This is a genomic window from Salsuginibacillus kocurii DSM 18087 (assembly GCF_000377705.1).
Lineage (GTDB): Bacteria > Bacillota > Bacilli > Bacillales > Marinococcaceae > Salsuginibacillus > Salsuginibacillus kocurii.
In genome coordinates this window covers 112,040-135,017 of sequence record NZ_KB898630.1, presented here as the reverse complement: position 1 = coordinate 135,017, position 22,978 = coordinate 112,040, and the positions used below count along the sequence as shown (strand labels likewise).

At 41.7% G+C, this 22,978-nt stretch carries 22 protein-coding genes; 17 read left to right on the top strand and 5 right to left on the bottom strand.

All coding sequences use genetic code 11. The features are described from left to right. The first annotated feature begins 155 nt into the window (after positions 1-155). Positions 156-1,583, top strand: coding sequence for a SpoVR family protein (locus tag D469_RS0115070; RefSeq protein WP_018924242.1), 1,428 nt, complete (start codon positions 156-158; stop codon positions 1,581-1,583). Between the two features lie 64 nt (positions 1,584-1,647). Here the strand turns inward: D469_RS0115070 and D469_RS0115065 are convergent, their stop codons facing one another. Then, positions 1,648-2,877: an aminopeptidase gene (locus D469_RS0115065; RefSeq protein WP_018924241.1), complete on the bottom strand. Its 1,230-nt coding sequence runs from the start codon at positions 2,875-2,877 to the stop codon at positions 1,648-1,650. 404 nt (positions 2,878-3,281) lie between these two features. Between D469_RS0115065 and D469_RS0115060 the strand changes: the two genes are divergently transcribed. Continuing rightward, the gene (locus D469_RS0115060) at positions 3,282-3,830 is read left to right on the top strand and encodes an LOG family protein (RefSeq protein ID WP_018924240.1); all 549 of its coding nucleotides are present in this window, start codon (positions 3,282-3,284) and stop codon (positions 3,828-3,830) included. A 211-nt stretch (positions 3,831-4,041) separates the two neighbouring features. On the opposite strand, the gene D469_RS0115055 is transcribed toward D469_RS0115060, so the two are convergent. Next, on the bottom strand, positions 4,042-4,566 hold the full coding sequence (locus D469_RS0115055) for a LemA family protein (RefSeq protein ID WP_018924239.1): 525 nt from the start codon (positions 4,564-4,566) through the stop codon (positions 4,042-4,044). Between the two features lie 747 nt (positions 4,567-5,313). Between D469_RS0115055 and D469_RS0115050 the strand changes: the two genes are divergently transcribed. The 8 genes from D469_RS0115050 to D469_RS0115015 all read left to right on the top strand — a co-directional run bounded on the left by D469_RS0115050 (position 5,314) and on the right by D469_RS0115015 (position 13,882). Beyond that, positions 5,314-6,456, top strand: a complete 1,143-nt coding sequence (locus D469_RS0115050; RefSeq protein ID WP_018924238.1) for an acyl-CoA dehydrogenase family protein — start codon at positions 5,314-5,316, stop codon at positions 6,454-6,456. A gap of 69 nt (positions 6,457-6,525) precedes the next feature. Then, positions 6,526-7,884 carry an acetyl-CoA carboxylase biotin carboxylase subunit gene (locus D469_RS0115045; RefSeq protein WP_018924237.1) on the top strand — a complete coding sequence of 453 codons (1,359 nt, stop codon included), beginning with the start codon at positions 6,526-6,528 and terminating at the stop codon, positions 7,882-7,884. A gap of 16 nt (positions 7,885-7,900) precedes the next feature. Next, positions 7,901-8,113 carry an acetyl-CoA carboxylase biotin carboxyl carrier protein subunit gene (locus D469_RS0115040; protein WP_018924236.1) on the top strand — a complete coding sequence of 71 codons (213 nt, stop codon included), beginning with the start codon at positions 7,901-7,903 and terminating at the stop codon, positions 8,111-8,113. A 16-nt stretch (positions 8,114-8,129) separates the two neighbouring features. Then, complete coding sequence (locus tag D469_RS0115035; RefSeq protein ID WP_018924235.1) at positions 8,130-9,056, top strand: hydroxymethylglutaryl-CoA lyase; 927 nt, start codon at positions 8,130-8,132, stop codon at positions 9,054-9,056. After that, positions 9,056-9,838 (top strand): enoyl-CoA hydratase-related protein, encoded by a 783-nt coding sequence (locus tag D469_RS0115030; protein ID WP_018924234.1) that lies wholly within the window; start codon positions 9,056-9,058, stop codon positions 9,836-9,838. The genes D469_RS0115035 and D469_RS0115030 overlap by 1 nt, the downstream gene beginning before the upstream one ends. A gap of 18 nt (positions 9,839-9,856) precedes the next feature. Further along, on the top strand, positions 9,857-11,386 hold the full coding sequence (locus tag D469_RS0115025) for an acyl-CoA carboxylase subunit beta (protein ID WP_018924233.1): 1,530 nt from the start codon (positions 9,857-9,859) through the stop codon (positions 11,384-11,386). A 35-nt stretch (positions 11,387-11,421) separates the two neighbouring features. Beyond that, complete coding sequence (locus D469_RS0115020) at positions 11,422-13,383, top strand: AMP-binding protein (RefSeq protein ID WP_018924232.1); 1,962 nt, start codon at positions 11,422-11,424, stop codon at positions 13,381-13,383. Between the two features lie 295 nt (positions 13,384-13,678). After that, positions 13,679-13,882, top strand: a complete 204-nt coding sequence (locus D469_RS0115015; RefSeq protein ID WP_018924231.1) for an alpha/beta-type small acid-soluble spore protein — start codon at positions 13,679-13,681, stop codon at positions 13,880-13,882. Positions 13,883-14,183: 301 nt separating this feature from the next. Here D469_RS0115015 and D469_RS22165 read toward each other — a convergent pair whose 3' ends face one another. Both D469_RS22165 and D469_RS0115005 read right to left on the bottom strand, forming a co-directional pair. Further along, on the bottom strand, positions 14,184-14,348 hold the full coding sequence (locus D469_RS22165) for a hypothetical protein (protein WP_018924230.1): 165 nt from the start codon (positions 14,346-14,348) through the stop codon (positions 14,184-14,186). A gap of 63 nt (positions 14,349-14,411) precedes the next feature. Then, the gene (locus D469_RS0115005; RefSeq protein ID WP_018924229.1) at positions 14,412-14,642 is read right to left on the bottom strand and encodes a YheE family protein; all 231 of its coding nucleotides are present in this window, start codon (positions 14,640-14,642) and stop codon (positions 14,412-14,414) included. A gap of 137 nt (positions 14,643-14,779) precedes the next feature. On the opposite strand from D469_RS0115005, the gene D469_RS0115000 reads away from it, so the two are divergent. The 4 genes from D469_RS0115000 to D469_RS0114985 all read left to right on the top strand — a co-directional run bounded on the left by D469_RS0115000 (position 14,780) and on the right by D469_RS0114985 (position 19,267). Then, a complete protein-coding gene (locus tag D469_RS0115000) occupies positions 14,780-15,919 on the top strand; it encodes a DUF445 domain-containing protein (RefSeq protein ID WP_018924228.1) in 1,140 nt (379 codons plus the stop codon). Positions 15,920-16,005: 86 nt separating this feature from the next. Next, complete coding sequence (locus D469_RS0114995) at positions 16,006-16,362, top strand: YlbF/YmcA family competence regulator (protein WP_018924227.1); 357 nt, start codon at positions 16,006-16,008, stop codon at positions 16,360-16,362. 330 nt (positions 16,363-16,692) lie between these two features. Beyond that, positions 16,693-17,541, top strand: coding sequence for an HAD family hydrolase (locus tag D469_RS0114990; RefSeq protein WP_018924226.1), 849 nt, complete (start codon positions 16,693-16,695; stop codon positions 17,539-17,541). Between the two features lie 229 nt (positions 17,542-17,770). Further along, positions 17,771-19,267: a coproporphyrinogen III oxidase gene (locus D469_RS0114985; protein ID WP_018924225.1), complete on the top strand. Its 1,497-nt coding sequence runs from the start codon at positions 17,771-17,773 to the stop codon at positions 19,265-19,267. Positions 19,268-19,545: 278 nt separating this feature from the next. Here the strand turns inward: D469_RS0114985 and D469_RS0114980 are convergent, their stop codons facing one another. Beyond that, positions 19,546-19,725 carry a YhzD family protein gene (locus D469_RS0114980; protein ID WP_018924224.1) on the bottom strand — a complete coding sequence of 60 codons (180 nt, stop codon included), beginning with the start codon at positions 19,723-19,725 and terminating at the stop codon, positions 19,546-19,548. Between the two features lie 149 nt (positions 19,726-19,874). On the opposite strand from D469_RS0114980, the gene D469_RS0114975 reads away from it, so the two are divergent. The 3 genes from D469_RS0114975 to D469_RS0114965 all read left to right on the top strand — a co-directional run bounded on the left by D469_RS0114975 (position 19,875) and on the right by D469_RS0114965 (position 22,661). Then, complete coding sequence (locus D469_RS0114975) at positions 19,875-20,774, top strand: ABC transporter ATP-binding protein (protein WP_018924223.1); 900 nt, start codon at positions 19,875-19,877, stop codon at positions 20,772-20,774. Further along, positions 20,767-22,044 carry an ABC transporter permease gene (locus tag D469_RS0114970; protein WP_018924222.1) on the top strand — a complete coding sequence of 426 codons (1,278 nt, stop codon included), beginning with the start codon at positions 20,767-20,769 and terminating at the stop codon, positions 22,042-22,044. The genes D469_RS0114975 and D469_RS0114970 overlap by 8 nt, the downstream gene beginning before the upstream one ends. 119 nt (positions 22,045-22,163) lie before the next feature. After that, positions 22,164-22,661 carry a hypothetical protein gene (locus D469_RS0114965; protein ID WP_156817010.1) on the top strand — a complete coding sequence of 166 codons (498 nt, stop codon included), beginning with the start codon at positions 22,164-22,166 and terminating at the stop codon, positions 22,659-22,661. Positions 22,662-22,978: the final 317 nt, after the last annotated feature.

Genomic DNA, 22,978 nt, shown 5'->3' with positions numbered 1-22,978 from the left:
GAGTTTTTTCTAGTCCTGACTCCGCGTTGTGAGCAACGCTGCACAGTTCTAGAAAAACTTGGCGCCGTTGAGCAAGCCCGCTCCGCTTTTCTGTTCATGTTATGGGTTTTGTTCTCATAAATTATAAATGGAACCAAGGGGAGGGGGAACCTACTTTGAATCGCAATGAAAAAGCTGAATTAGAACGGTCGATTGGAGAGATCACAGAGCTCGCTGAACACTTTGGTCTGGATTTTTATCCTATGCGCTATGAAGTTTGCCCCGCTGACATGATATATACTTTTGGTGCTTATGGCATGCCGGCTCGGTATTCACATTGGAGCTTTGGTAAACAATTTTACAAAATGAAATTATACTATGATTTAGGTTTAAGTAAAATTTATGAGCTTGTGATTAATTCTAATCCTTGCTATGCGTTTTTGCTCGATAGTAACACGTTGGTTCAAAATAAGCTAATTGTTGCCCACGTTTTAGGTCATAGTGATTTTTTTAAAAACAATATCCGCTTTCAACAGACGAGAGAAGACATGATAGAAAGTATGAGTGCAGCGTCTGAACGTTTGATTCAATATGAACACACCTATGGGAAAAAGAAAGTAGAATCCTTTTTAGATGCTGTGCTGTCTATTCAAGAACATATTGATCCTAGTTTGTTTCGGACAGTACAACAAGATGATAGTAAAAAGGAGTTCAACAAGCCGGGCATCAGAAGAGATCGTCTTAATAAAGACACGTACGATGACTTATGGGATATAAATGATGAGAGCAGTTCGGAGGAGGATGAATCTTTATTTTCTAAGGGAACAAAGGAGCTTGAGCCTGAAAAAGATGTGCTTTTATTTATTGAAGAAAACAGTAGAGACTTGGAAGAGTGGCAGCGTGATGTGCTAACCATTGTTCGGGAGGAAATGCTTTACTTTTGGCCTCAGCTTGAAACCAAGATTATGAATGAAGGCTGGGCATCATTCTGGCATGCACGGATTATGCGTGAACTTGATTTGACCCCCGATGAATCGATTGAGTTTGCTTCTCTTCACGCCAATGTAACCCAACCTCAGAAAGGGTCTATTAATCCGTACCATTTAGGTTTAATCATGTTTGAAGATATTGAAAAAAGGTACAATAACCCTAGTGAAGAAATGAAAGAGCGAGGTGTAAAAAAAGGAAGTGGCCTGGATAAACTATTTGAAGTTCGCCATATGGAGTCTGATGTTTCTTTTATTCGAAATTATTTAACCAATACATTAATTCGAAAAGAAGATTTATTCCTTTATGAGAAAAAGGGACAACAATATGAAGTAGTTACTAAGGATGGTGAAGAAATACGCAGGCAGCTCATGAATTCTCGGTTGAATGGTGGATTTCCCTATCTTACTGTAGTAGATGGTGATTATATGAAGGCAGGAGAATTGAAACTGCGCCATCATTATGAAGGGATTGAACTCGACCTTCTCTACGTGGAAAAAACACTCCCCTATGTCTATGAATTGTGGGGCAGACCTGTTCATTTAACGACAGTCATTAATGAGAAAGAAACGCTGTTTAGCTGTGATGGTCGGAGAGTGTACCGTAAATACCTTTAATTAATAAAAACTGCCCTCACGACGCATTTCATGTATAGAGGGCAGTTGAAGTTGAGGAAGGGAATTAAATCGCCCATTCTCCATTTCGAAAGATAGCTATTTTTTCACCATTTTGGTTGATGCCGTCGATATTCATTTTTTCGGAACCAATCATAAAGTCGACATGTGTTAAGCTCGTATTTAACCCAATTTCTTCTTTTTCTTCTTTGCTTAGGTTTGCCCCGTCTTTTACACAAAAAGCATAAGCGCTTCCTAAGGCGATATGGTTCGATGCATTTTCATCGAAGAGTGTATTGTAAAAGAGGATTTCTGTTTGAGAAATAGGGGAACTGTGGGGGACGAGCGCTACTTCACCTAATCGTTTAGCACCATCGTCGATATCAAGCAAATTCTTAAGTGTTTCTTCGCCTGTTTCAGCTGCATAATCGATTACTTTTCCTTTTTCGAATGTTAACGTGAAATTGTCGATTAGATTCCCGCCATAATTAAGTGGCTTTGTGTTAGTGACATGGCCGTCTACCCCATCTTTGTGAGGGACAGTAAACACTTCCTCGGTCGGCATATTTGCAATAAAATGAACGCCTTCTTTGTTTGGGCCACCGCCACCGACCCATTGATGGTCTTTTGGCAGCTGAATAGTGAGATCTGTCCCTGGCGCTGTATAATGAAGAGAGGAAAACCTCTTTTCGTTTAGATAATCAGCTTTTTTCTGTAGCTTTTTGTCGTGCTCATCCCAAGCAGTAACTGGGTTTTCGAGGTCGGCACGAACTGCTTTGAATATGGCCTCCCAAAGCTTGTTGACCGCGTTTTCTCCTTCTTGCGAGAAAACTTTTTTGGCCCAAGCTTCGGAGGGAACTGAAATAACAAGCCAGCTGATACTATCGGATTGTATGTAACCTCTGAACGTCTCCATCGCTTGCCCTGCTGTTTTATTAGCTACAGATACTCGTTCTTGATCAACGCCTTGTAACAAATCAGGGTCCGTAGCTTTAATTGTCATAAATGCAGCACCGTTTTCTGCCATTTCTTCAAAGCCACGTGCTTTCCATTCTGGATATTCTTTGAATGCTTCAAATGGAGCAAGGTCGTACTTTAAGCGCGTGAGATCGTCGTCGTTCCACTCAACATGTACATTCTTCGCACCTGCTTCATATGCTTTTTTAGCAGCTAGTTTGACGAAGGTGGCTGCTTCGATTGGGGCGTTAATGACGAGCGTTTGCCCCTGCTGAATATTCACACCTTTTTTCACAGCAAGAGATGCATAATTGTCTAATTGACGCTCAAATTCACTCATCAACATTCTCCTTTTTTGATTATTTAGGATCAAAGCTATTTTAGCAGGGAAGTTAAAAAAATCAAAATTTAGCAAGCATCTAGAAGTAAAATTGTATATGGAGTTGAAAGTAATTTGTTAGAAAGGTTAGGCTTTATTAAACGTTGTTGATTTTCACTGTAGACTGCTCGCTTCACATGCACAAGTAGGGTATCATCTACTTCCTCTTCACTCCGTTTGCTGTCGCCAAACTTTTTTGCTAGGGCGGTGCGAAAGCATCTTTGGCGCTGCGTTTAAATTGGGTTTCTCTTGACCTACTTTTCCCGCAGGCGTCTCGCTCCTTTTCACTTTAATCAACAATGCCCTTTTACAGAAGCAAATTTTAAACACATTCATAGCGCAGAAAAGAAATGAGGGATTTATCAATGAAAAACGTTACTGTATTTTGTGGCTCCAGAGAGGGAACTAATCCGCAATATATGGAAGCCGCCTCCCAGTTGGGAAGTAACCTAGCTAGTGAAGGATTAGCTATCGTATATGGAGGAGGAAGTGCTGGATTAATGGGGGCGGTGGCTGATGCAGCGTTAGAAGAAGGGGGAGAAGTAACAGGGATTATTCCTACTTCGTTATTACAGCGAGAAATTGCACATAAAAATGTAAGTCATTTAATAGAAGTGGAAACGATGCATGAACGCAAAGCAGCTATGTATGAAAAAGGAGATGCTTACTTGGCTCTCCCTGGGGGGATCGGCACACTGGAAGAATTTATGGAAATCTTAACATGGCATGCAATTGGGGAGCACCGTAAGCCTTGTGCCCTTTTAAATAGCCATGGTTATTATGACCCTCTTTACACATTGCTTCAGCACATGGTAAGCGAAGGGTTTCTCCCGGCCGAAGCGTTAAATCGTATTATTATTAAAAATGACCCAGAGCAGATGGTCAAAGCATTAGCTGCATCGGAAGATTTATAAAACATGTAAAAGAAATGACGCCCTCTCTTTTTCTCTCTTACTTCAATAAGAGTTACTAGTAGATGAACATAAAAAAACAGCTGCATGAGTAGATGCAGCTGTAAACAGGGAGGAGCGTTTGAAGATGACAGGGATAAAATAAACTATCCCCACAGAGCCCAACCTTGTTCGCATGAATGACATATTTCAACAAGAGGAAGTGCAGTCGCTGTTAAAGAGCTGTGCTAACCGCTTCACGTGTTGTAAAATGATGAACGTTTGCCACGAAGCTTGTGGGCATTGTTTGAATTTTTTTATTATATTTAGTGACTGTGTTGTTATATACTTTGCGCGCTGCTGCGATTTTGTAAGCTGAATCATCTAACTCAGCAAATATACGCTTGAAATCTGGATCATTGACAAGTTCAGGGTGTCCTTGTGCACTTTCCATCACTTCACGGAGCAATACGGCTAGTTCATCATTTGCATCCATTTGCTCGTTTCTTGAATTAAAGGGAGAGACCATCCCTTCAATCGCTTCGTCCAGTTTATCCTGGACGTCATTAGTTAAGGCTACGTGAGGCTGCATGACAGCTCGCAATTCATCCGTCATATCATGCCTTCTTTTAAACTGCTCCTCAATCGTTTCCCAAGCTTCTTCCACACTGGTTAAGTATTTAAGCAAATAATAATAGCCCACAAACCATAATATGAGAGCAATGATAATACACAAACCCAAAATAATTGAAAAGGTCATCTCGTTCGGCCTCCTTTGCCAACGCTGGGTCTTCTACAAGTATAGCATGCCATTTTGTTAAAGGTGAGCTATAAGGGTCTAGTTAGAAAACGAGGACCTTACTCTGCCACTTCTAGAAGGCATATACACCGCATAATAGAAAATTTATCCCTTTTACCAACTTATAGTGGTCTATGCGTGTGAACATGTATTTTTCATGTAACAACCACCCGTCTGTTGGCTTAAAGTTTAAACTTCTATATTTATGCTGCTAACTCCTGCTCTGTGCCATCAAAAAACACTGAATAAGACAGACTACTCTCTCGGCAGGTTATATGATGGTAGAGAGAAGCAGCTACCCAAAATGCATGTGCTATTTTTATTTTGGGCTTCTTTGTAGTTTTCCTGTATTCCATTCCCTTTTCGACAGGACTAGATAACATGTTTTTTACAAAAACTATAGAATTGTTAATAATTAGTTTGAAAGCGGTTTCAAATATTCCAGATCCATGCTAAAATTTTATATGGAGAGGAAAACCTTCATGAAAAGCACCCAGATAACGACTATAGAAATGATGGAGGCACGGTTAAACCGTGTCATAATTAGGGTTTTGAGTTGAGCGGTCGTTCAGTATGCTGCCTCGCTGAGGATGGTCTAAAAGGGTAGTTTAAGTAAGTGTTCCAGGTGCTTTTGTTGAGAACTGATGGCTGCTATATGCCCTTAAAGAACCGGTGGACGATCGTTAAAATCAGGGAGGGGGACATGAAGTGAACTTTGAATTAACAAAAGAACAACAAATGATTAAAACGATGGTGCGAGATTTTGCCCAGGCTGAGATTGCTCCTAAAGCTCAGGAAGTAGACAAGGAAGCTCGTTTTCCAGAAGAATCATTTGAAAAAATGGGTGAGCTCGGCCTATTAGGGCTCCCAATCCCAGAAAAATACGGCGGTGCTGGCGGTGATACAGTTTCTTACGCAGTCGCAGTAGAAGAAATTGGCCGTGCCTGTGGTAGTACCGGACTTAGCTACGCAGCCGCTGTGTCGCTGGGCGCTAGTCCTATTTACTATTTTGGGACGGAGAAACAAAAGCAAGAGTACCTTGTTCCGCTTGCAGAAGGAAAAGCACTGGGAGCTTTTGGATTGACGGAACCTAATGCCGGTTCAGATGCAGGTGGAACACAAACAAAAGCAACGTATAACAACGGAGAATATAGTATCAATGGAGAGAAATGCTGGATCACCAATGCCTCTTATGCTCGTACAGTCATTGTAACCGCAGTATCTGGAAAAAAAGAAGATGGCCGCAATCGAATCGGAGCATTTATTGTGCCTACTGATGTTGCGGGTTTCACCATTACAAGTCCGTACGAAAAAATGGGGGTGCGGGGTTCAAATACGTCAGAACTGGTGTTAGATAATGTCCAGATACCAGAAGAGAATGTATTAGGGGATCCACAGCGAGGGTTTAATCAATTTCTTTATACGCTGGATGGTGGACGAATATCTATCGCAGCCCTTGCAGTAGGAATCGCTCAGGCAGCGTTTGACAGAGCCCTTGAGTACTCAAAGGAACGTAAACAATTTGGTCAGCAAATTTCAAAATTTCAAGCCATTCAGTTTAAGTTAGCCAATATGGCAATGGAGATTGAGTTGGCACGCAATATGGTGTTAAAGGCTGCCTGGCTGAAAGATGAAGAAAAGCCATTTGCCAAAGAAGCCTCATTTGCCAAACTATTTGCTTCAGAAATGGCCACTCGGGTTTGCAATGAAGCTTTACAAATCCATGGCGGCTATGGATATATGAGAGAGTATGAAATTGAGCGGATGCTCCGGGACACAAAACTTATGGAAATAGGTGAAGGGACTTCAGAGATTCAGCGGATGGTTATTGCTAGACAGCTTGGTTGTTAACGCAGGATAGTCAGTTTCTACCCCGCCATTAAAGAATCTGTTTAAAATGTGTAGAATTGGAGGTCTGCAATGTTTGAGAAAATATTAATTGCAAATCGCGGCGAAGTAGCTTGCAGAATTATTAGAACGTGTAACAAGTTAGGAATACGCACGGTAGCTGTATTTTCTGAAGCTGATGCTGACGCTTTACACGTGCAAATGGCAGACGAAGCTTACCTGCTAGGTCCTGCGAAAGTACAGGAAAGCTATCTGAACGTAGAGAAGGTACTTGAAGTGGTTCAGACAGCTGGAGCTCAAGCTCTCCATCCAGGTTACGGTCTATTATCTGAAAATGCATATTTTGCCGAAAAATGCAGCGAATTAGGGATTATCTTTATAGGACCTTCACCACACATCATCCGGAAGATGGGAAGTAAGATTGAGGCGAGAACAGCTATGGAAGCAGCCGGCATTCCTGTTATACCAGGTTTACCGCTGCCTTATCAAAATGAAGATGAAGCTGTAAAAGCAGCAGAGCAGCTTGGCTATCCTGTCATGCTGAAAGCTTCTGCCGGGGGCGGTGGCATCGGTATGGAACTCGCTAGTACAGAACAAGAGCTGCGGAAAGCTTTTGCAGGAAATAAAAAAAGAGCAGCGAACTTCTTTGGTAACGACACCATGTATATAGAAAAAGCAATAAGAAACCCTCGCCATATAGAAATACAAATAGCTGCTGATCAAGATGGGAATTGTGTCCATCTAGGCGAAAGAGATTGTTCAATTCAACGCCGGCATCAAAAAGTGGTCGAAGAATCTCCTGCACCAACCATGAAAGAATCACTTCGTAAAAAAATGGGTGAGACAGCAGTGCAAGCAGCTACCGCGCTTCGGTATACCAATATTGGCACACTTGAATTTTTAGTTGAGCCAGATGGGACTTTTTATTTTCTTGAAATGAATACGCGCTTACAAGTTGAACATCCAGTCACCGAAGAAGTAACTGGAGTTGATCTTGTGGAGGAACAGCTTCGTATTGCAGCTGGAGAGAAGTTGCTCCTTAGCCAAAAGGAGATAGGAATGAAAGGAGCTTCCATTGAAGCTCGCATTTATGCAGAAGACCCGGTTAAATTTTTCCCATCTCCTGGGACGATTACAAAGTGGCTTCAGCCAGAACTTACAGGAATTCGTCACGAATGCTGGGTTCGGGAAGGAACAAAAGTGACTCCTTACTACGATCCACTTCTTGCAAAGGTAATTGCAACACATGATGGAAGAGCAGAAGCTATTCAGCTTCTAGTTAAAGCATTAAAAGCTTATGAAGTTGAAGGGATTAAAACAAATATTCCGTTTTTAATAAAAGCATTAGAGGATGAGACCTTTCAAGCAGGCAAGGCGACTACTTCCTTTATTCAAGATGTTCAACATAAAACGTTATACAAAAATCAGTAAAGCAGGAGGAATTACGATGGCAACCATATACGCTTCTATGGCCGGAAATATTTGTAAAGTTCTAGCAGGTAAAGGAGAGAGTGTTAAATCAGGGGAAGAAGTTGTGATTTTAGAATCGATGAAAATGGAGATTCCAATCACAGCAGAAGCGGGTGGCACAGTGAAAAAATTACACAAGCAAGAGGGCGATTTTGTAGATGAAGGCGACCCATTAATGGATATTGAATAAGCGTAAGGGGGAAAAAATGGACGTTCCAGAGCAAGTCTCGTTAGTAGAGGTCGGACCTAGAGACGGACTTCAAAATGAAAAGGCTATAGTGTCTACGGAAGATAAAGTGGCATGGATTCATGCGTTAGTGGATAGCGGGCTTTCATATATTGAATTAACTTCATTTGTTCATCCCAAGTGGGTTCCAGCCTTAAACGATGCAAAAGACGTAGTTCAACAGGTGAAACGAAAAAAAGGCGTAACTTATGCGGCGCTTGTACCGAACATGAAAGGGCTGGAAGGGGCGCTTGAAGCTAATGTTGATGAGGTTTCTGTATTTATGTCAGCCAGCGACACGCATAACCGTAAAAATATAAACAAAACCATAGAAGCGACCTATCCTGTATTAAAAGAAGTTATCGATGAAGCGTTGCATGCTGGTAAATCCGTACGCGGTTATGTCTCTACCGTGTTTGGCTGTCCATATGAAGGGACAATATCTCCTGCTCATGCCCTTGCAGTTACTGAAAAATTATTAGATTTTGGCTGCCGCGAAGTCTCTTTAGGGGATACCATTGGTGTAGCAGGCCCCACTCAAGTGGAAAATGTACTATCCACATTTTTGCAAACGTTACCTAGAGAAAGCCTTGCTCTGCATTTCCATGATACAAGAGGCACTGCTTTGGCAAATACGTTAACAGGTCTCCAACACGGCATTACCACATTTGACGGAGCGTGCGGCGGATTAGGTGGCTGCCCTTATGCCCCGGGAGCGGCAGGGAATGTAGCTACGGAAGATGTAGTGTATATGTGTAAACAAATGGGCATCCAGACCGGAGTGAAGGAAGAAAAACTTGTACAAGCGGCGGAAAGAATCAGCCAGCACGTCAGCAGGCCGCTTACCAGCAGAGCGTTAAGCATTTACCGTAGTGGAGAGCCGGGGAATAAAGGAGGCGGAGATTAATGCAGAAGCTGGTACTACTAGAAGAACTTGAACCTAATATCATACGACTTACTCTTAATCGTCCTGAGGCTGCTAATTCATTTTCCGTACAATTGCTAGAAGAGTGGTTGGAAGCTTTAGAAGTCGTTAAGAAAAGGCGTGATGTGCATGTTGTTATCATTAAAGGAGCTGGGAACCGCATTTTTTCAGCTGGAGCTGATTTAAAAGAACGGCGGACGATGACTACACAACAAGCTAATGAAACGGTTGAAAAGGTCCGCTCTGCTATTCAAAGAACAGAGGACCTTCCCCAGCCAGTACTTGCATGTATGAATGGCACTGCCCTTGGAGGAGGGTTAGAACTGGCTCTGGCATGTGATATTCGGATTGCAGCTAAGGAAGGGAAGTACGGGTTAACCGAAACAGCACTTGCGATTGTACCTGGTGCTGGAGGCACGCAGCGTTTGCCGCGCTTAATAGGTAAAGGAAAAGCAAAAGAGCTCATATATACGGCACGAAAACTATCCGGGGAAGAGGCTGCAGAACTTGGTTTATGTGAATACGCCGTGGCCAGCAGCTCTGTGGAATATAAGGCGTTAGATCTTGCACGGAAAATACGAAACAATGGTCCTGTGGCAGTGCGCGCAGTGAAACGTGCGGTTGACCAAGGCATTGATTTGCCACTTGCTCAAGCGTTAGACAAAGAAGAGGAAGCGTACAAAACGGTTCTCCATACGAAAGATCGCCTCGAAGGTTTACAGGCTTTCAAAGAAAAGAGACCCCCTCAGTACACGGGAGAATGAAGGCAGGAGGTATAGGCTATGAGTTGGAAGGAAGAACTGAAAGAACGGTTGGATGATATTGAACAAGGCGGTTCAGACAAATATCATGAAAAGAACGAAGAAAAAGGGAAACTGTTTGCGAGGAAACGTCTTGAATTACTTTTAGATGATGGGATTGAAAATGAAGACGGAAAGTTTGCTAATGTAATGGCTGAAGGGTTACCGGCTGATGGGGTAGTTACAGGCACCGGCAAGATAGATGGACGTACGGTATGTTTTATGGCCAATGATTCTACAATTAAAGCAGGTTCCTGGGGGGCACGTACAGTAGAAAAGATTATTCGGGTTCAAGAAACAGCAGAAAAAATCGGAGCGCCGATGCTGTATCTTGTTGACTCGGCTGGAGCACGCATCACCGACCAAATCGAAATGTTTCCAAATCGGCGCGGGGCCGGAAGGATTTTTCACAATCAAGTGAAATTATCAGGCCAAGTACCACAAGTATGCATTCTTTTTGGGCCTTCAGCTGCTGGTGGAGCTTACATACCGGCTTTTTGTGATCTCGTTATCATGGTGGATAAGAACGCTTCGATGTATCTAGGCTCACCACGGATGGCTGAAATGGTAATTGGGGAAAAAGTTTCTCTTGAAGAAATGGGCGGAGCATCTATGCACTGTCAAGTTTCAGGGTGTGGGGATGTGCTTGCGGCCAATGAAGAAGAAGCAATTGAATTGGGCCGTCGATATTTATCCTTTATGCCTGAAAACTTTACCGAAAAAGCGCCAACTGCCAAGGCGATCCCCCCGAAAGTATTGGACACTTCATTAGCTGAGCTTATTCCAGAAAATCAAAATGCTCCATTTGATATGTATACGTTTCTTAATGGGTTAATAGATGAAGATTCGATGTTTGAAGTAAAACAGAAGTTTGCCCCGGAATTAATTACAGCGTTTGCCCGTATTGATGGGAAACCAGTCGGTATTGTCGCCAATCAGCCAAAGGCTAAAGGCGGCGTATTATTTCATGATTCTGCCGATAAAGGAGCCCGCTTTATTACCTTATGTGATGCTTTCAATATTCCCTTACTTTTTTTAGCGGACATCCCAGGGTTTATGATTGGCACAAAAGTGGAGCGAGCGGGAATCATCAGGCACGGGGCTAAGATGATTGCTGCGATGTCAGAAGCAACTGTCCCAAAAATTTCAGTAATAGTACGAAAAGCATATGGAGCAGGATTGTATGCTATGGCAGGTCCTGCATTCGAGCCCGATTGTTGCATTGCTTTACCATCAGCCCAAATTGCTGTGATGGGACCTGAAGCCGCGGTTAATGCTGTATATGCTAATAAAATTGCGTCGCTGGAGGAAGAGGAGAGGTCCGCTTTTATAGAAGAAAAACGTAAAGAGTACCAAGAAAATATCGATATTTATCGATTGGCATCAGAATTAGTCATTGATGATATTATCGACCCAGACCAATTACGCAGCCATTTAATAAACCGATTTGTTGGGTATATGAATAAATACCAGACATTTTCTACCCGAAAGCATGCAGTATATCCAGTATAATAGAAGTAAACGTTAGTGGAAGGTGGCTGATAAAAGTGACTGACAAACCAGTTTGGTTCCCGAGCGACGCTTACAAAAAGGCGACACGAATTCAGCAATGGATGCATGACCAAGGTTATGAATCATATGAGGATTTTTATCAAGCATCTATTAAAGACATTTCGTGGTTTTGGGCTGAAGCAGAGAAAGTGTTAGGGGTTGAATGGCAAGAACCATATGATGAAACGGTGAATTTAGGTTTAGGTAATCAATGGCCGGAATGGTTTGTTAACGGAAAACTAAACGTTGTTCAGACTGCTTTAGAGAAGTGGGCGAAAAATGATCAAACTGCCCATCATCAAGCACTTATATGGGAAAGTGAAAATGGAGAAGTTCGGACGTACAGTTTTAAAGAACTAGAAGCTGAGGTGGATGCAGCAGCTCATGGTTTGAAAGAAAAAGGACTTTCCCGCGGTGAACTTGTTGGGATTTATATGCCTATGCTTCCTGAAACGTTGATTGCTATGTTGGCCATTTCTAAAATCGGAGCAGTCTTTGCCCCCGCTTTTTCTGGTTACGCCGCTGATGCAGTAAGAACAAGGCTGAATGCTTGTGAAGCCAAAATGCTAATTACTGCTGATGGCTTTCTGCGCCGGGGCAAAGAAGTGGAAATGAAAAAAGAAGCCGATTTTGCGGTAGAAGGTGTTCCCACTATTGAAACCGTTGTCATAGTGTGTCGGCTTGGCAAAGATGTCCCATGGAACAAATCGCGAGACGTGAAGTGGAATGATCTGACAGATAAGAAAAGAGTGTATGAAGCTGAAGAAATGTCTACTCAAGACCCTATGATGCTAATTTATACATCAGGGACGACCGGGCAGCCAAAAGGAGCTGTTCATACTCACGCTGGTTTTCCAGTTAAAGCAGCATTCGATGCTGGAATTGGTATGAACGTAAAAGAAAAGGATCGCTTATTTTGGTTTACAGACATGGGCTGGATGATGGGACCATTTCTCGTCTATGGGGCTTTACTAAATGGAGCTGCTGTCGTCATGTATGAAGGATCGCCTGATTATCCAGAACCAGACAGAATGTGGAAGCTGATTGATAAGCATCAAGTAACCCACCTGGGGATATCTCCGACCTTGATTCGGGCGCTGATGAGAAAGGGAAATGAATGGGTGGAAAAGCATGACCTGTCGTCGTTGGAAGTGATCGGTTCAACAGGAGAGCCTTGGAACCCTGAACCTTGGCATTGGCTGTTTGAGAAGGTAGGGAAAAAACGCATCCCCATTTTTAACTATTCAGGTGGTACAGAGATTTCCGGAGGGATCTTGGGTAATATGCTTATAAAGCCAATTGGTCCTGTGACCTTTAATTCACCTATCCCGGGTATGGACGCAGCGGTGTACGATGAACATGGGCAAGAGGTTACTGGTGAAGTAGGAGAGCTTGTTATTAAGCAGCCTTGGGTCGGAATGACACGTGGATTTTGGAATGAACCCGAGCGGTATGAAAATACGTATTGGTCCCGCTTTGCAGATACTTGGGTGCATGGTGATTGGGTCTCTAAAGACGAAAACGGATTTTGGGCAATTACCGGCAGGTCCGATGATATTTTAAATATTGCTGGTAAACGGTTAGGTCCTGCAGAGATGGAATCTGCTTTAGTTGATCATCCTGCAGTGGCTGAGGCAGGAACTATTGGCATACCAGATGAGGTTAAAGGTGAAGCAGCCATTTGTTTTGTGATTACAAAGGGTGAGGCAATCGAAAATGAAGAATTAAAACAAGAGTTGATAAAGCGTGCCGGAGAAAAGCTAGGTAAATCATTGAAACCGAAAGCTATTTATTTTGTTTCAGATTTACCAAAAACCCGAAATGCAAAAGTGATGCGCCGTGCTATAAGATCTGGTTTTTTAAATACAGACGCGGGTGACTTGTCAGCACTTGAAAATCCTGAAGCAGTACAGGAGATTCAGGCTCTTGGCCAGGATTATTTTAAGAAAAGTAATTAATAATTGACTTAGAGGTCCATATTCTTCTCTTTAAAACAGTGGAGGAAAGGAGAAGAATATGGAAAGCTCTGAGTTTTTTTATGTCCTCAGTGGTTCGTATATTGAAAAGAAAGTACTGAAAAACACGTGAAAAGCGCTTTTCAGTAATAGGTGGCTAAGGAAAGAAATTTAAGACAATGAAAAAGAGGATCTTAAATCTTTGTACATCCTCTTGTTTCCTTATCTTTCTAATCAAGAGGTGCATAGGTTTTAAATTAAGATACAAACTAGGTGTACAAAGAGGAGGTGAATTCTAATGGCAAACAACAATAACTCAAACCAGCTTGTCGTACCTGGCGTACAGCAGGCTCTAGATCAAATGAAGTTTGAAATTGCTCAGGAATTTGGCGTTCAGCTAGGCGCGGACGAAACTTCCCGCTCTAACGGTTCTGTCGGTGGTGAAATCACAAAACGCCTCGTTCAAATGGCAGAACAGCAAATGGGTGGTTTCAATCAGTAACCCCTAGGCAAGGAAGAGACAGCTCAGCCTGTCTCTTCAGCCTACATATGAGAAGGAGAGCTGCCAGTTGGTTGTTGGCAGCTTTTTATTTTTCTCCGAGGCTCTGGTGTTGATAAAGATTAGTGGTATTCCAAAATGGCAGGACTTCTGCAGGAAAAGCTAGCCAATTGAGCCCCGGAGGAAAGTCTGAGGAGGCAGAAAGTGAAAAATGGCAAAAATATCAACACGACTCTTTAAATGCTTGGTCTTAAATAAATGTCAAAAGCTAACATTAGACTGGAACAAGGAAAAAACCTTTAGTTTATTTATTTGAATTAGGCTTTGTTTCCTTTTCTTTTGGTGTATTAGGCGGAATTTGCTTAGAGTGTTCAGCATGCAGAGCTGTTCCTCCCGCCATGCCCTCATTAATCATACGGTCTTCATCCCAAGCCATATTTTCTTTTTTAGGGTTGGCCCGTTGTCGCACACAAATCACCTCCCCCTTTGGGAGTTAGTGTGAGCTGCGAAAAGGGAAACATACGAAGGAAAGCTAGTCTGAAATGGGAGAATGATCTTCGTATACGTGGTAAAGCATTAAGTCATGCACTTGGCTCTCAATAGTGGACTGTTCTGTTTCTGGCGGTTTATCGGATACCCATTCAATGGTGCCATCTTTATAATACTTGCCTTTTAAAAACGTTCCACGGTAAAAAAAAGAAAATGACCATTCCCGGTTAATCCAGTTATTTTTTAACTCTTTCCATTGAAAATGGGTGATCAAGTGGTTTTCCCCCTTGTCTTTTTCTTTGATCTTATCACACCCCTATAAGTGAAGAAAGGAAAGCGTGGTCTCGAGGCTGGAGATTTTGTATAATGGAGCACAGATAAGATTTGGAAGGCGTTAAAGGAGAAATGGCAATGCATGATGTGGTATGGCTCGTTCTTATGATTTTAATGGGGGCTTTTATTGGCGGTCTTACGAATTCCCTTGCCATAAAAATGTTATTCCGCCCTTATGAACCGATTTATGTAAAGGGGAAGCAATTACCATTAACACCGGGCCTGATACCTAAGCGAAGAAAAGAATTAGCAGAACAAATGGGGAAAATTGTGGTGGAACATCTCCTTACTCCTGAAGGGATAAAAAGCAAGCTAGAAGACCCTCACTTCAAAGAAGAGGTAAGGAGATGGGCCAAAGATCAGGCAAAGACGTATTTCTATAAGGAAGAATCTTTAAACGAATGGCTAAACCGGTACATCACACCTATTGACCTCTCTGAAACGGTAAAAGCAGAAATACGGCAAAAAGGTAATCAGGTAGTGAGTGATTGGGTTGATTCGCATAAAGATAAACCATTACGAGAGGTTCTGCCTGCACAAGTGAAAGCTCAAGGCGATCAATTGGTAGAAAAAGGAGCAGACTATATATTATGGCGGGCTCAGGCATACATGGAAAGCGAAGATGGAAAAGCACGCGTCCATCAATTTTTATCAAATTTTTTAGCTGGTCGAGGCTCTGTAATGAATTTTATCGGTTCAATGGTGGGAAATGAGCGCCTTGTGGAAAGAGTTCACCCAGAAATCATCCGTTTTTTAAAAGATGACACTTCAAAAGAATGGGTGAGCCATATGCTGCAAAAAGAATGGGAACAGATGCTAAACCGACCGGCTGAGGATATGTTGCGAGGCGTGGAGCTTGAAGCTGTAATGGAAAGAGTTTGGACTAAGCTGGAAGTAGAAGTACCATTAAATAAATGGTTTAATGCTCCGTTGAAGGATTGGGCTCCCGAATATGAAGAGGTAATCATCAATAAATGGCTTCCCGTTGTTATTGATGGATTAGGTCAATATGTAGCAGAACAATTTCAATCATTTTTGCCATCTTTAAATTTAGCCGAAGTGGTTCGCTCACAAGTAGACACGTTCGAAGTTGAGAGGCTTGAGACCTTGGTTCTGGCCATATCTAGACGGGAATTCATAATGATCAAATATTTAGGGGCGTTATTAGGTGGTTTCATCGGGGTATTTCAAGGCTTAATTTTTATATTTTTGTCGTAAAAAATCGAAGAGATTTTATTGAGCGGGTGATTTTTGGCTAGTAAACATGTTATTCTCTATAAAGACGTTTTAAAGGAGGGACATTCATGTCCACTAATGTACACGATAAAGCACATGAATTAGCAAGCTCATTACGTGAAAGCGATGAGTTTCAACAGTTAAAAGGTTTTCATGAGCAAGTTGAAAATGATGAGGTAGCTAAACGGATGCTGGATAACTTCCGTCAGCTGCAATTGGATTTACAACAGAAACAAATGCAAGGCGAACAACCTTCTGAAGAAGAAATTTCTCAAGCTCAGAAGCAATTTGAAATGGTTCAGCAACATGAAGTTATTTCAAAATTGATGGAACAAGAACAAAAAATGAGTACCGTGATCGGTGATTTAAATAAAATCATTACTGAACCACTTGAAGAATTATACGGAAACCCAGATGACCAATAAGTTGCACGTTCTACACCTCTCTTTTATTAAGTAGAGGTGTTTTTTATTTACCTCTGTTTATGGAGAGTGTTGATTGAGTCAACCGCTTCTTTTGTAACACTTAACTGGAGGAGTACTTAGAGGCCATCCATTATTCCCCGCTATTTACCCTTATCCTTCTGTTTCCGGTCTTTCCAATAGAAGATGTTTAGAGCAGGTATTCTCTAAACCTTTAGAACAAACTGAAAAAGTTCAGCAAAGAATAAGGTAAATGATGATCTCCCACCCTTGTTCTATTCACTTTCAATTGTACATATTGTGAAACAAGACGTTTGGAAGGGAGCTATTGTTATGACCTACCGTTTACTTGCGCTTGGAATTGACAACACGATGGTAAAAGCCAATGGGAAAATGACAAAAGCGACGAAAGAAGCGATTGATTTTGTTATGCAAAAAGGAGTACATGTAGTCCTACTTACACATAGTAGGTATGAAAAGGCAAAAAAAATGGCAAAGTGGTTGAAGCTGGATCATGAACATATTTCGCATGGCGGGGCCTTTATTGCAAATAGTGATAATGCGCCTCTTTATGAGGAACGCTTATCAACCAAAATGGCAACGGACATCATTGACTTGCTGCAAAGCTATCCATCTCAAGTGGTGGTGGAACATGAACAATTTGAGTTAACGAACCGTACAACTGAAGCAAAAAACTTTTTAGGAAAATTAACGATCAGTCTTGGAGAATCGTTATTTTACCCAGAAACTGTAGTGGACCAATTAGCTGAACATGTTCATATTCACGACATTATGCCGTTGGGACTAAGAGCTTCCTTTGAAAATGAGCGAGATGTAGAAACAGCCGCAGCTACATTACGCTCCATTTTTCCACCTCTATCTATTCGTATTCCTAAAAAAGGAATGCTCGAATGCCGAAGCCGTTATGCCACAAAGTTTTTAGGGTTGTCTTATATTGGCCGAGAATTAGGAATAGGTCTAGACGAGATGGTCGTAGTTGGCGGTAAAGTCGGCGATGAAGAAGTGCTTAAAGAAGTTGGATTAGGAGTCGCGATGGGAGATGCCCCAAGCGAAGTAAGAGATAATGCCGATTGGGTTACACGCCCAGTGAGTCAGGACGGTCTTCCATATATGATTCGGGAAGTATTCAGAAAACAAATGAATGTCAATGTGCAACGATAAATGTAAATATCGATGAATGGATTTTTTTAGCAACCTCTTTTAGAAAAATAGTTATCTGAAACAAACTAAGCGCCTTTTCCTTATATTCGCAAGTGAGAATACTTGCTACATTTATGAGGAGGGGGCTTTTTTCTTCGCATGCGGGCAAAATATGCTCAGTCTTTGTTACATTGACTTTTAGGGGGTGGGTTTTGTAAACTAAACGTGATTTTAGAAAGCGGGGTTTTGTATGATAATTGCAGTGTCTGGTTTGCCAGCTGATTATGAACGGACGTTAAGCCATTTAGCAGCACAGTATGTTAAAGATGCAGAAGTTCAGATGGATGCAGATTCACCCATCGACGGATTAAAGGTAAGGTTTACGGAAAAACGCAGACTTGATCAAGTTTATGTGTCTGCCACGGCGCGAGCAGAAGGCTTTGAAGATACAGCTTCATTTCAAAAGCCAGTAATTGAAGCGAATATGCATTCAAAAGTAGGGAAGCAGACAGCAGCCCATGTGTTTGTTAAGCTTCTTACTTCCTGGACAGGTAAGACTCAACCTTGGGGCACGTTAACCGGTATTCGGCCGACAAAGTTGTACCATCAGATGTACCGAAGCGGGTTATCACATAGTGACATCAAAAAAACCCTGAAAGATGATTACTTAATAAGTGATGAAAAAATAGCGATGTTAGAACGTATTGTAAAAAGACAGCTGGAAGTTTTACCAGATTTATATGAGATAAAAAAAGGGGTCAGCATTTATATTGGCATTCCTTTTTGTCCGACCATGTGTGCGTATTGTACGTTCCCTGCTTATGCAATCAATGGAAAAAACGGATCGGTATCTGAATTTCTCAATGGTCTATATTACGAAATGGAACAAACAGGAGCCTGGCTTAAAGAACACAACATCCCGGTTACGACGATTTATTTTGGCGGGGGGACGCCAACAAGCATAGAAGCTGAAGAAATGGATGCCTTATATTCTCAAATGCATAAAGTGTTTCCTGACCTAAACCAAGTGAGAGAAGTGACTGTAGAGGCCGGGCGACCGGATACGATTTCAGCAGAGAAACTTGCTGTATTGAACAAGTGGAATATTGACCGGATCAGTATTAATCCTCAATCCTTTCATAATGAAACATTGCGGGCAATAGGAAGGCATCACTCAGTGGAAGAAACGGTGGATAAATACGAACTGGCTGTAAGGCATGGGGTAGATAATATTAATATGGACCTTATCATTGGCCTTCCAAATGAAGGAGTTCCAGAAATGAAGCATAACTTAAGTGAAACCAAAAAGCTAGACCCGGCTTCACTTACGGTCCATACTCTTTCATTCAAACGTGCTTCAACAATGACAAAACAAAAGGATAAGTACAATGTAGCAGGCCCGGAAGAGATTCAACAGATGATGGATCTAACCAATCAATGGACGGATGAGAATGAATACGAGCCTTATTACCTCTATCGGCAAAAAAACATTCTAGGTAATCTGGAGAATGTAGGTTATGCAAAAGCTGGTAAAGAAAGTTTGTACAATATGATTATTATGGAAGAAGTCCAGACTATCATCGGGCTAGGTTGCGGCGCAGCCAGCAAATGGGTAGACCCGGTGAGTGAAAAAATTACTCGCATGGCTAATCCAAAAGACCCGATCTCTTATATCGAACGTTATGAAGAATATACACACCGAAAAATTGATACTTTAAATGAACTTTTTCGTCCGATTACTCCGTAACTATAAATATAAAAGACTGTACACCTGAGGAGCTGCCCATAAGGGAAGCTCCTCAGCATGTGCTTTCGGAATTTTCAGGCAGGCCCCTCACAATGCTGAAGTTAACGATAAACTGTTGTTGCAACTATGGTGGTTTACACAAAACCTATAAAAATCGGTTGCTGCGTCTTCTTCGGGAAGAGCAAGCCTGATGAGGAGGCATGGGAGGTCATACAGAAATAGTAACACTAGTCTTTAACAGAGCCTTTTTAACAAGCAATAATCTTCTAAAAAGCCGCCTAACGATAAAACAGCAACAATTTTCCAGAACGAACAAGACGATGGGTGGTGTGGCTATATCCTTCTTCTTCCAAACGTTGTCGCCCATAAGAGATCGCTTCTTGGTCGGATGAATAATCAAAGGCTTCGTTTAATAAAAGAGAACCATCTTTAGCAAATACCGTTAAGGCATAGTTCATGAAACCTCTCCCCCTTTTGGCTGAATACTCATTCATAATATCTATAGTTTACTTGATTTATCATATATAATCAAATGAGTAATAGGTGCTTTTTGGAAGAAAGATCGATACGCTAAGAAAAGTGATTTTACTAATAACGGGGTGGATATATGACTCTTCAATTACATCAAGTTACAAAGAATTTCGGTGAGCATACTGCTGTTAATAATCTCACACTCTCTATACCTGAAGGTGAAATGTTCGGCATGCTCGGGGCAAATGGAGCTGGAAAGACAACTACGTTTCGTATGATTATTGGTTTACTAGACCCGACAAACGGTACGATTAGATGGAGAAACGCGCCTTTATCGTATAAAAACAGCACTTCACTTGGGTATTTGCCGGAAGAAAGAGGCTTGTATCCTAAGCTTCGCGTAGTTGAACAATTGCTTTATTTAGGAAGATTGAGAGGGTTAAAGAAACAAGAGATTATAGCAGAGATGCGTGTATGGTTAGAACGGTTTGATATTCGCTCGTATGAAAACGTAAAAGTAGAAGAACTGTCAAAAGGGAACCAACAAAAGATACAGTTCATTGCCGCAGTATTGCATAAACCTGAGCTGTTGATACTAGATGAACCATTTAGTGGACTTGACCCCGTGAACGTAGAGATGTTGAAAAAAGCAGTGCATGATTTGAAACAAAGTGGTACTACGATCATATTTTCTAGCCATCGGATGGAGCATGTCGAAGAATTGTGTGAGCATCTGGCTATTCTTCATAGTGGCAAGCCGGTTGTTCATGGGAACATTAATGATATTAAGAGCTCCTTTGGAAAACAAAACATTCGCTTAAAAACTGATTTTGACTGTCGTTTTTTAGAGAATATTGATGGTGTTATGAAATATGAAGAAAAAGCAGGTGATGTCTGGCTGCAGGTTACTAAAGACTATGTAGCAAAAGAAGTCTTTGCAGCTTTGCAAGGAAAAGGGTTTGTCCGGCATTTTGCGCTAGAAGAACCAACTCTTGAGGAGATCTTTATTGAGAAAGTAGGAATGGCTTATGCGTAACTTTCTAGTAGTGATGGGGCATACATATCTCATGAAAGTTAAGTCCAAAGCCTTTATTACAACGACCCTCATTACAATTCTTTTTTTATTTCTCTTTCTGAATATTGATAGAGTTTTTGGGGTTTTTGATGCGAGCGACCCAGCTAATAGTACTGAGCAACATGTGGTTGTGCAAGCGAATGAAGCACACTATGCTATTGCAGAAGAACAAGCAGAAGAAAAACTGTTGATGGTAGTGCCAACTGGAGATGCAGAAAAAGGCGAGCAGCAAGTCTTAGACGGTGAAGCAGATGGTTTGTTAATACTCACAGAAGCTAGTGATGGAAGCTTGGAGGCTGAGTATAAAGCTACTTCCACTCCAGATAATCACGAAAGAATGGAGCTCACTACTTGGGTGGACCAGATTCATTCAAAACATATGTTAGAGGAAGCAGGCGTGGGTGAAGACTTTCAACAGCTTATAAGTGCTGGCATAGAGCTGGATTTTTCTTCTCTTCAGCAAGATGCTGCTGAACATTCTACGGCAGAAGAAAGAAGTCAAACAACATTTTTAGTGTATATTCTTTTATTTGTTATTTATTTTTCAGTGATTTTCTTAGGAAACATGGTTTCGATGGAAGTAGCGACAGAAAAATCCTCGCGGGTAATGGAAATTTTAATCTCAAGCGTCTCACCGGAGAAGCAAATGTTTGGGAAAATTGCGGGCATAGCTTTGCTTGGGTTAACACAATTTGCACTTATATTTCTCATTGGTGCTAGTTCAATGGCAGGGCGCTTTCAAGAAATAAGCACAATGACTGGAACCGAAATGGATGGAGGTGAAGAGTTGTTTGGAGCGGGTACTGTTTCGCTGTCATTAATAGGTTACGCGTTTCTTTTCTTTGTGCTTGGCTTTTTATTATATGCTACCCTCTCTGCTATGCTAGGATCAATTATCAGTCGAATTGAAGATGTCGGCCAAGCTACAGGGCCTTTAAATATGGTCGTGATTGCAGGATTTGTGCTTGCTGTGTTTGGATTGAATGCTCCAAATTCTCTAATTGTAACGATAGCTTCATTCGTTCCGTTTTTTGCGCCGATGCTTATGTTCTTACGAATTGGGATGACCAATGTGCCATTTTGGGAGTTAGCTCTTTCAATTGGTATATTGATCGGCACTATTGCTTTGTTTGCCTGGATTGGGGCGCGGGTGTATAGAAATGGAGTGCTCATGTATGGAAAGTTCCGCCTCTTACAAGATATAAAAAGAGCGTTAAATATGTATAAATAAGCAGTTATCTAGGAAGTGAAAAACAACAATTTTTAATTGAACTGCCTGCTTATAAGTAACAATCACATCGTAATTCTTCTTTGAATAGCATAAGGGTGAAAAGGAGGTAGGCGATGTACATGAGTAATATGAAAAATTGGTGTGAACAACACCTTGGTCAGATGGTAACGGCGCAAATGAATGATAATTCGGTTCATCAAGGAATGGTTGAACACGTAGATGATGAATATATCTACCTAATGGTTCCTGAAGATTTTGACCCTGAAGACTTTGACTTCGCTAATTTTGAAGGGCAAGGCCAGTTTCATCCAGAGATGATGTCCATGAATTGGGATAATAATTATCAAATGATGCCGCCGTATGCAAATAACAATAATAATAACCAATGGCCATGGGACAATAACTTTAATAACAATAACCAACTACCATGGGATAACAATAATTTCTATCCTCCAATGGTTGGTGGAACTGACCGGCAATTTGGCATAGGTTACGGAGGGTATCCATATTACGGTTCCCCATACTACGGAGGTTATTATCCTTATACACCATGGCGCAGGCTGGCATTGCCCCTTGCAGCTTTAGTCGCTCTATCCGCTCTCCCAGGCATCTGGTAGCCAACTAAGTAAACCTTTTTGCATGGAGACGAAAGACATTGTAGGCACTCTTCAATTACAGGGGATACCCAAGCGGTTGACGCTGCTATCGTCCGAATCTCTCCAATAGAAACCGGATCGGAGCAGGGCTAGATAAAGAATCATAAAAAGGCAAACGAAAAAGATAAGCTGTCCAATAGCCCGAGAAAATGTGGCAGATTGGACAGCTTTTTATATATCTTCACTGAACAGATAGGGGGAGAGCGTAGTTATTAATACGCTGAAATGAATAGAGGATGGTCAGGCGCTGACTTATTCAAACAGGCTCTGAAGCAACA

Coding starts and splice junctions, on each gene's coding strand:
- D469_RS0115065 (WP_018924241.1), bottom strand. CDS start 2,877: ATGAGTGAATTTGAGCGTCAATTAGACAATTATGCATCTCTTGCTGTG.
- D469_RS0115060 (WP_018924240.1), top strand. CDS start 3,282: ATGAAAAACGTTACTGTATTTTGTGGCTCCAGAGAGGGAACTAATCCG.
- D469_RS0115055 (WP_018924239.1), bottom strand. CDS start 4,566: ATGACCTTTTCAATTATTTTGGGTTTGTGTATTATCATTGCTCTCATA.
- D469_RS0115045 (WP_018924237.1), top strand. CDS start 6,526: ATGTTTGAGAAAATATTAATTGCAAATCGCGGCGAAGTAGCTTGCAGA.
- D469_RS0115040 (WP_018924236.1), top strand. CDS start 7,901: ATGGCAACCATATACGCTTCTATGGCCGGAAATATTTGTAAAGTTCTA.
- D469_RS0115035 (WP_018924235.1), top strand. CDS start 8,130: ATGGACGTTCCAGAGCAAGTCTCGTTAGTAGAGGTCGGACCTAGAGAC.
- D469_RS0115030 (WP_018924234.1), top strand. CDS start 9,056: ATGCAGAAGCTGGTACTACTAGAAGAACTTGAACCTAATATCATACGA.
- D469_RS0115025 (WP_018924233.1), top strand. CDS start 9,857: ATGAGTTGGAAGGAAGAACTGAAAGAACGGTTGGATGATATTGAACAA.
- D469_RS0115015 (WP_018924231.1), top strand. CDS start 13,679: ATGGCAAACAACAATAACTCAAACCAGCTTGTCGTACCTGGCGTACAG.
- D469_RS0115000 (WP_018924228.1), top strand. CDS start 14,780: ATGCATGATGTGGTATGGCTCGTTCTTATGATTTTAATGGGGGCTTTT.
- D469_RS0114995 (WP_018924227.1), top strand. CDS start 16,006: ATGTCCACTAATGTACACGATAAAGCACATGAATTAGCAAGCTCATTA.
- D469_RS0114990 (WP_018924226.1), top strand. CDS start 16,693: ATGACCTACCGTTTACTTGCGCTTGGAATTGACAACACGATGGTAAAA.
- D469_RS0114985 (WP_018924225.1), top strand. CDS start 17,771: ATGATAATTGCAGTGTCTGGTTTGCCAGCTGATTATGAACGGACGTTA.
- D469_RS0114980 (WP_018924224.1), bottom strand. CDS start 19,725: ATGAACTATGCCTTAACGGTATTTGCTAAAGATGGTTCTCTTTTATTA.
- D469_RS0114975 (WP_018924223.1), top strand. CDS start 19,875: ATGACTCTTCAATTACATCAAGTTACAAAGAATTTCGGTGAGCATACT.
- D469_RS0114970 (WP_018924222.1), top strand. CDS start 20,767: ATGCGTAACTTTCTAGTAGTGATGGGGCATACATATCTCATGAAAGTT.
- D469_RS0114965 (WP_156817010.1), top strand. CDS start 22,164: ATGAGTAATATGAAAAATTGGTGTGAACAACACCTTGGTCAGATGGTA.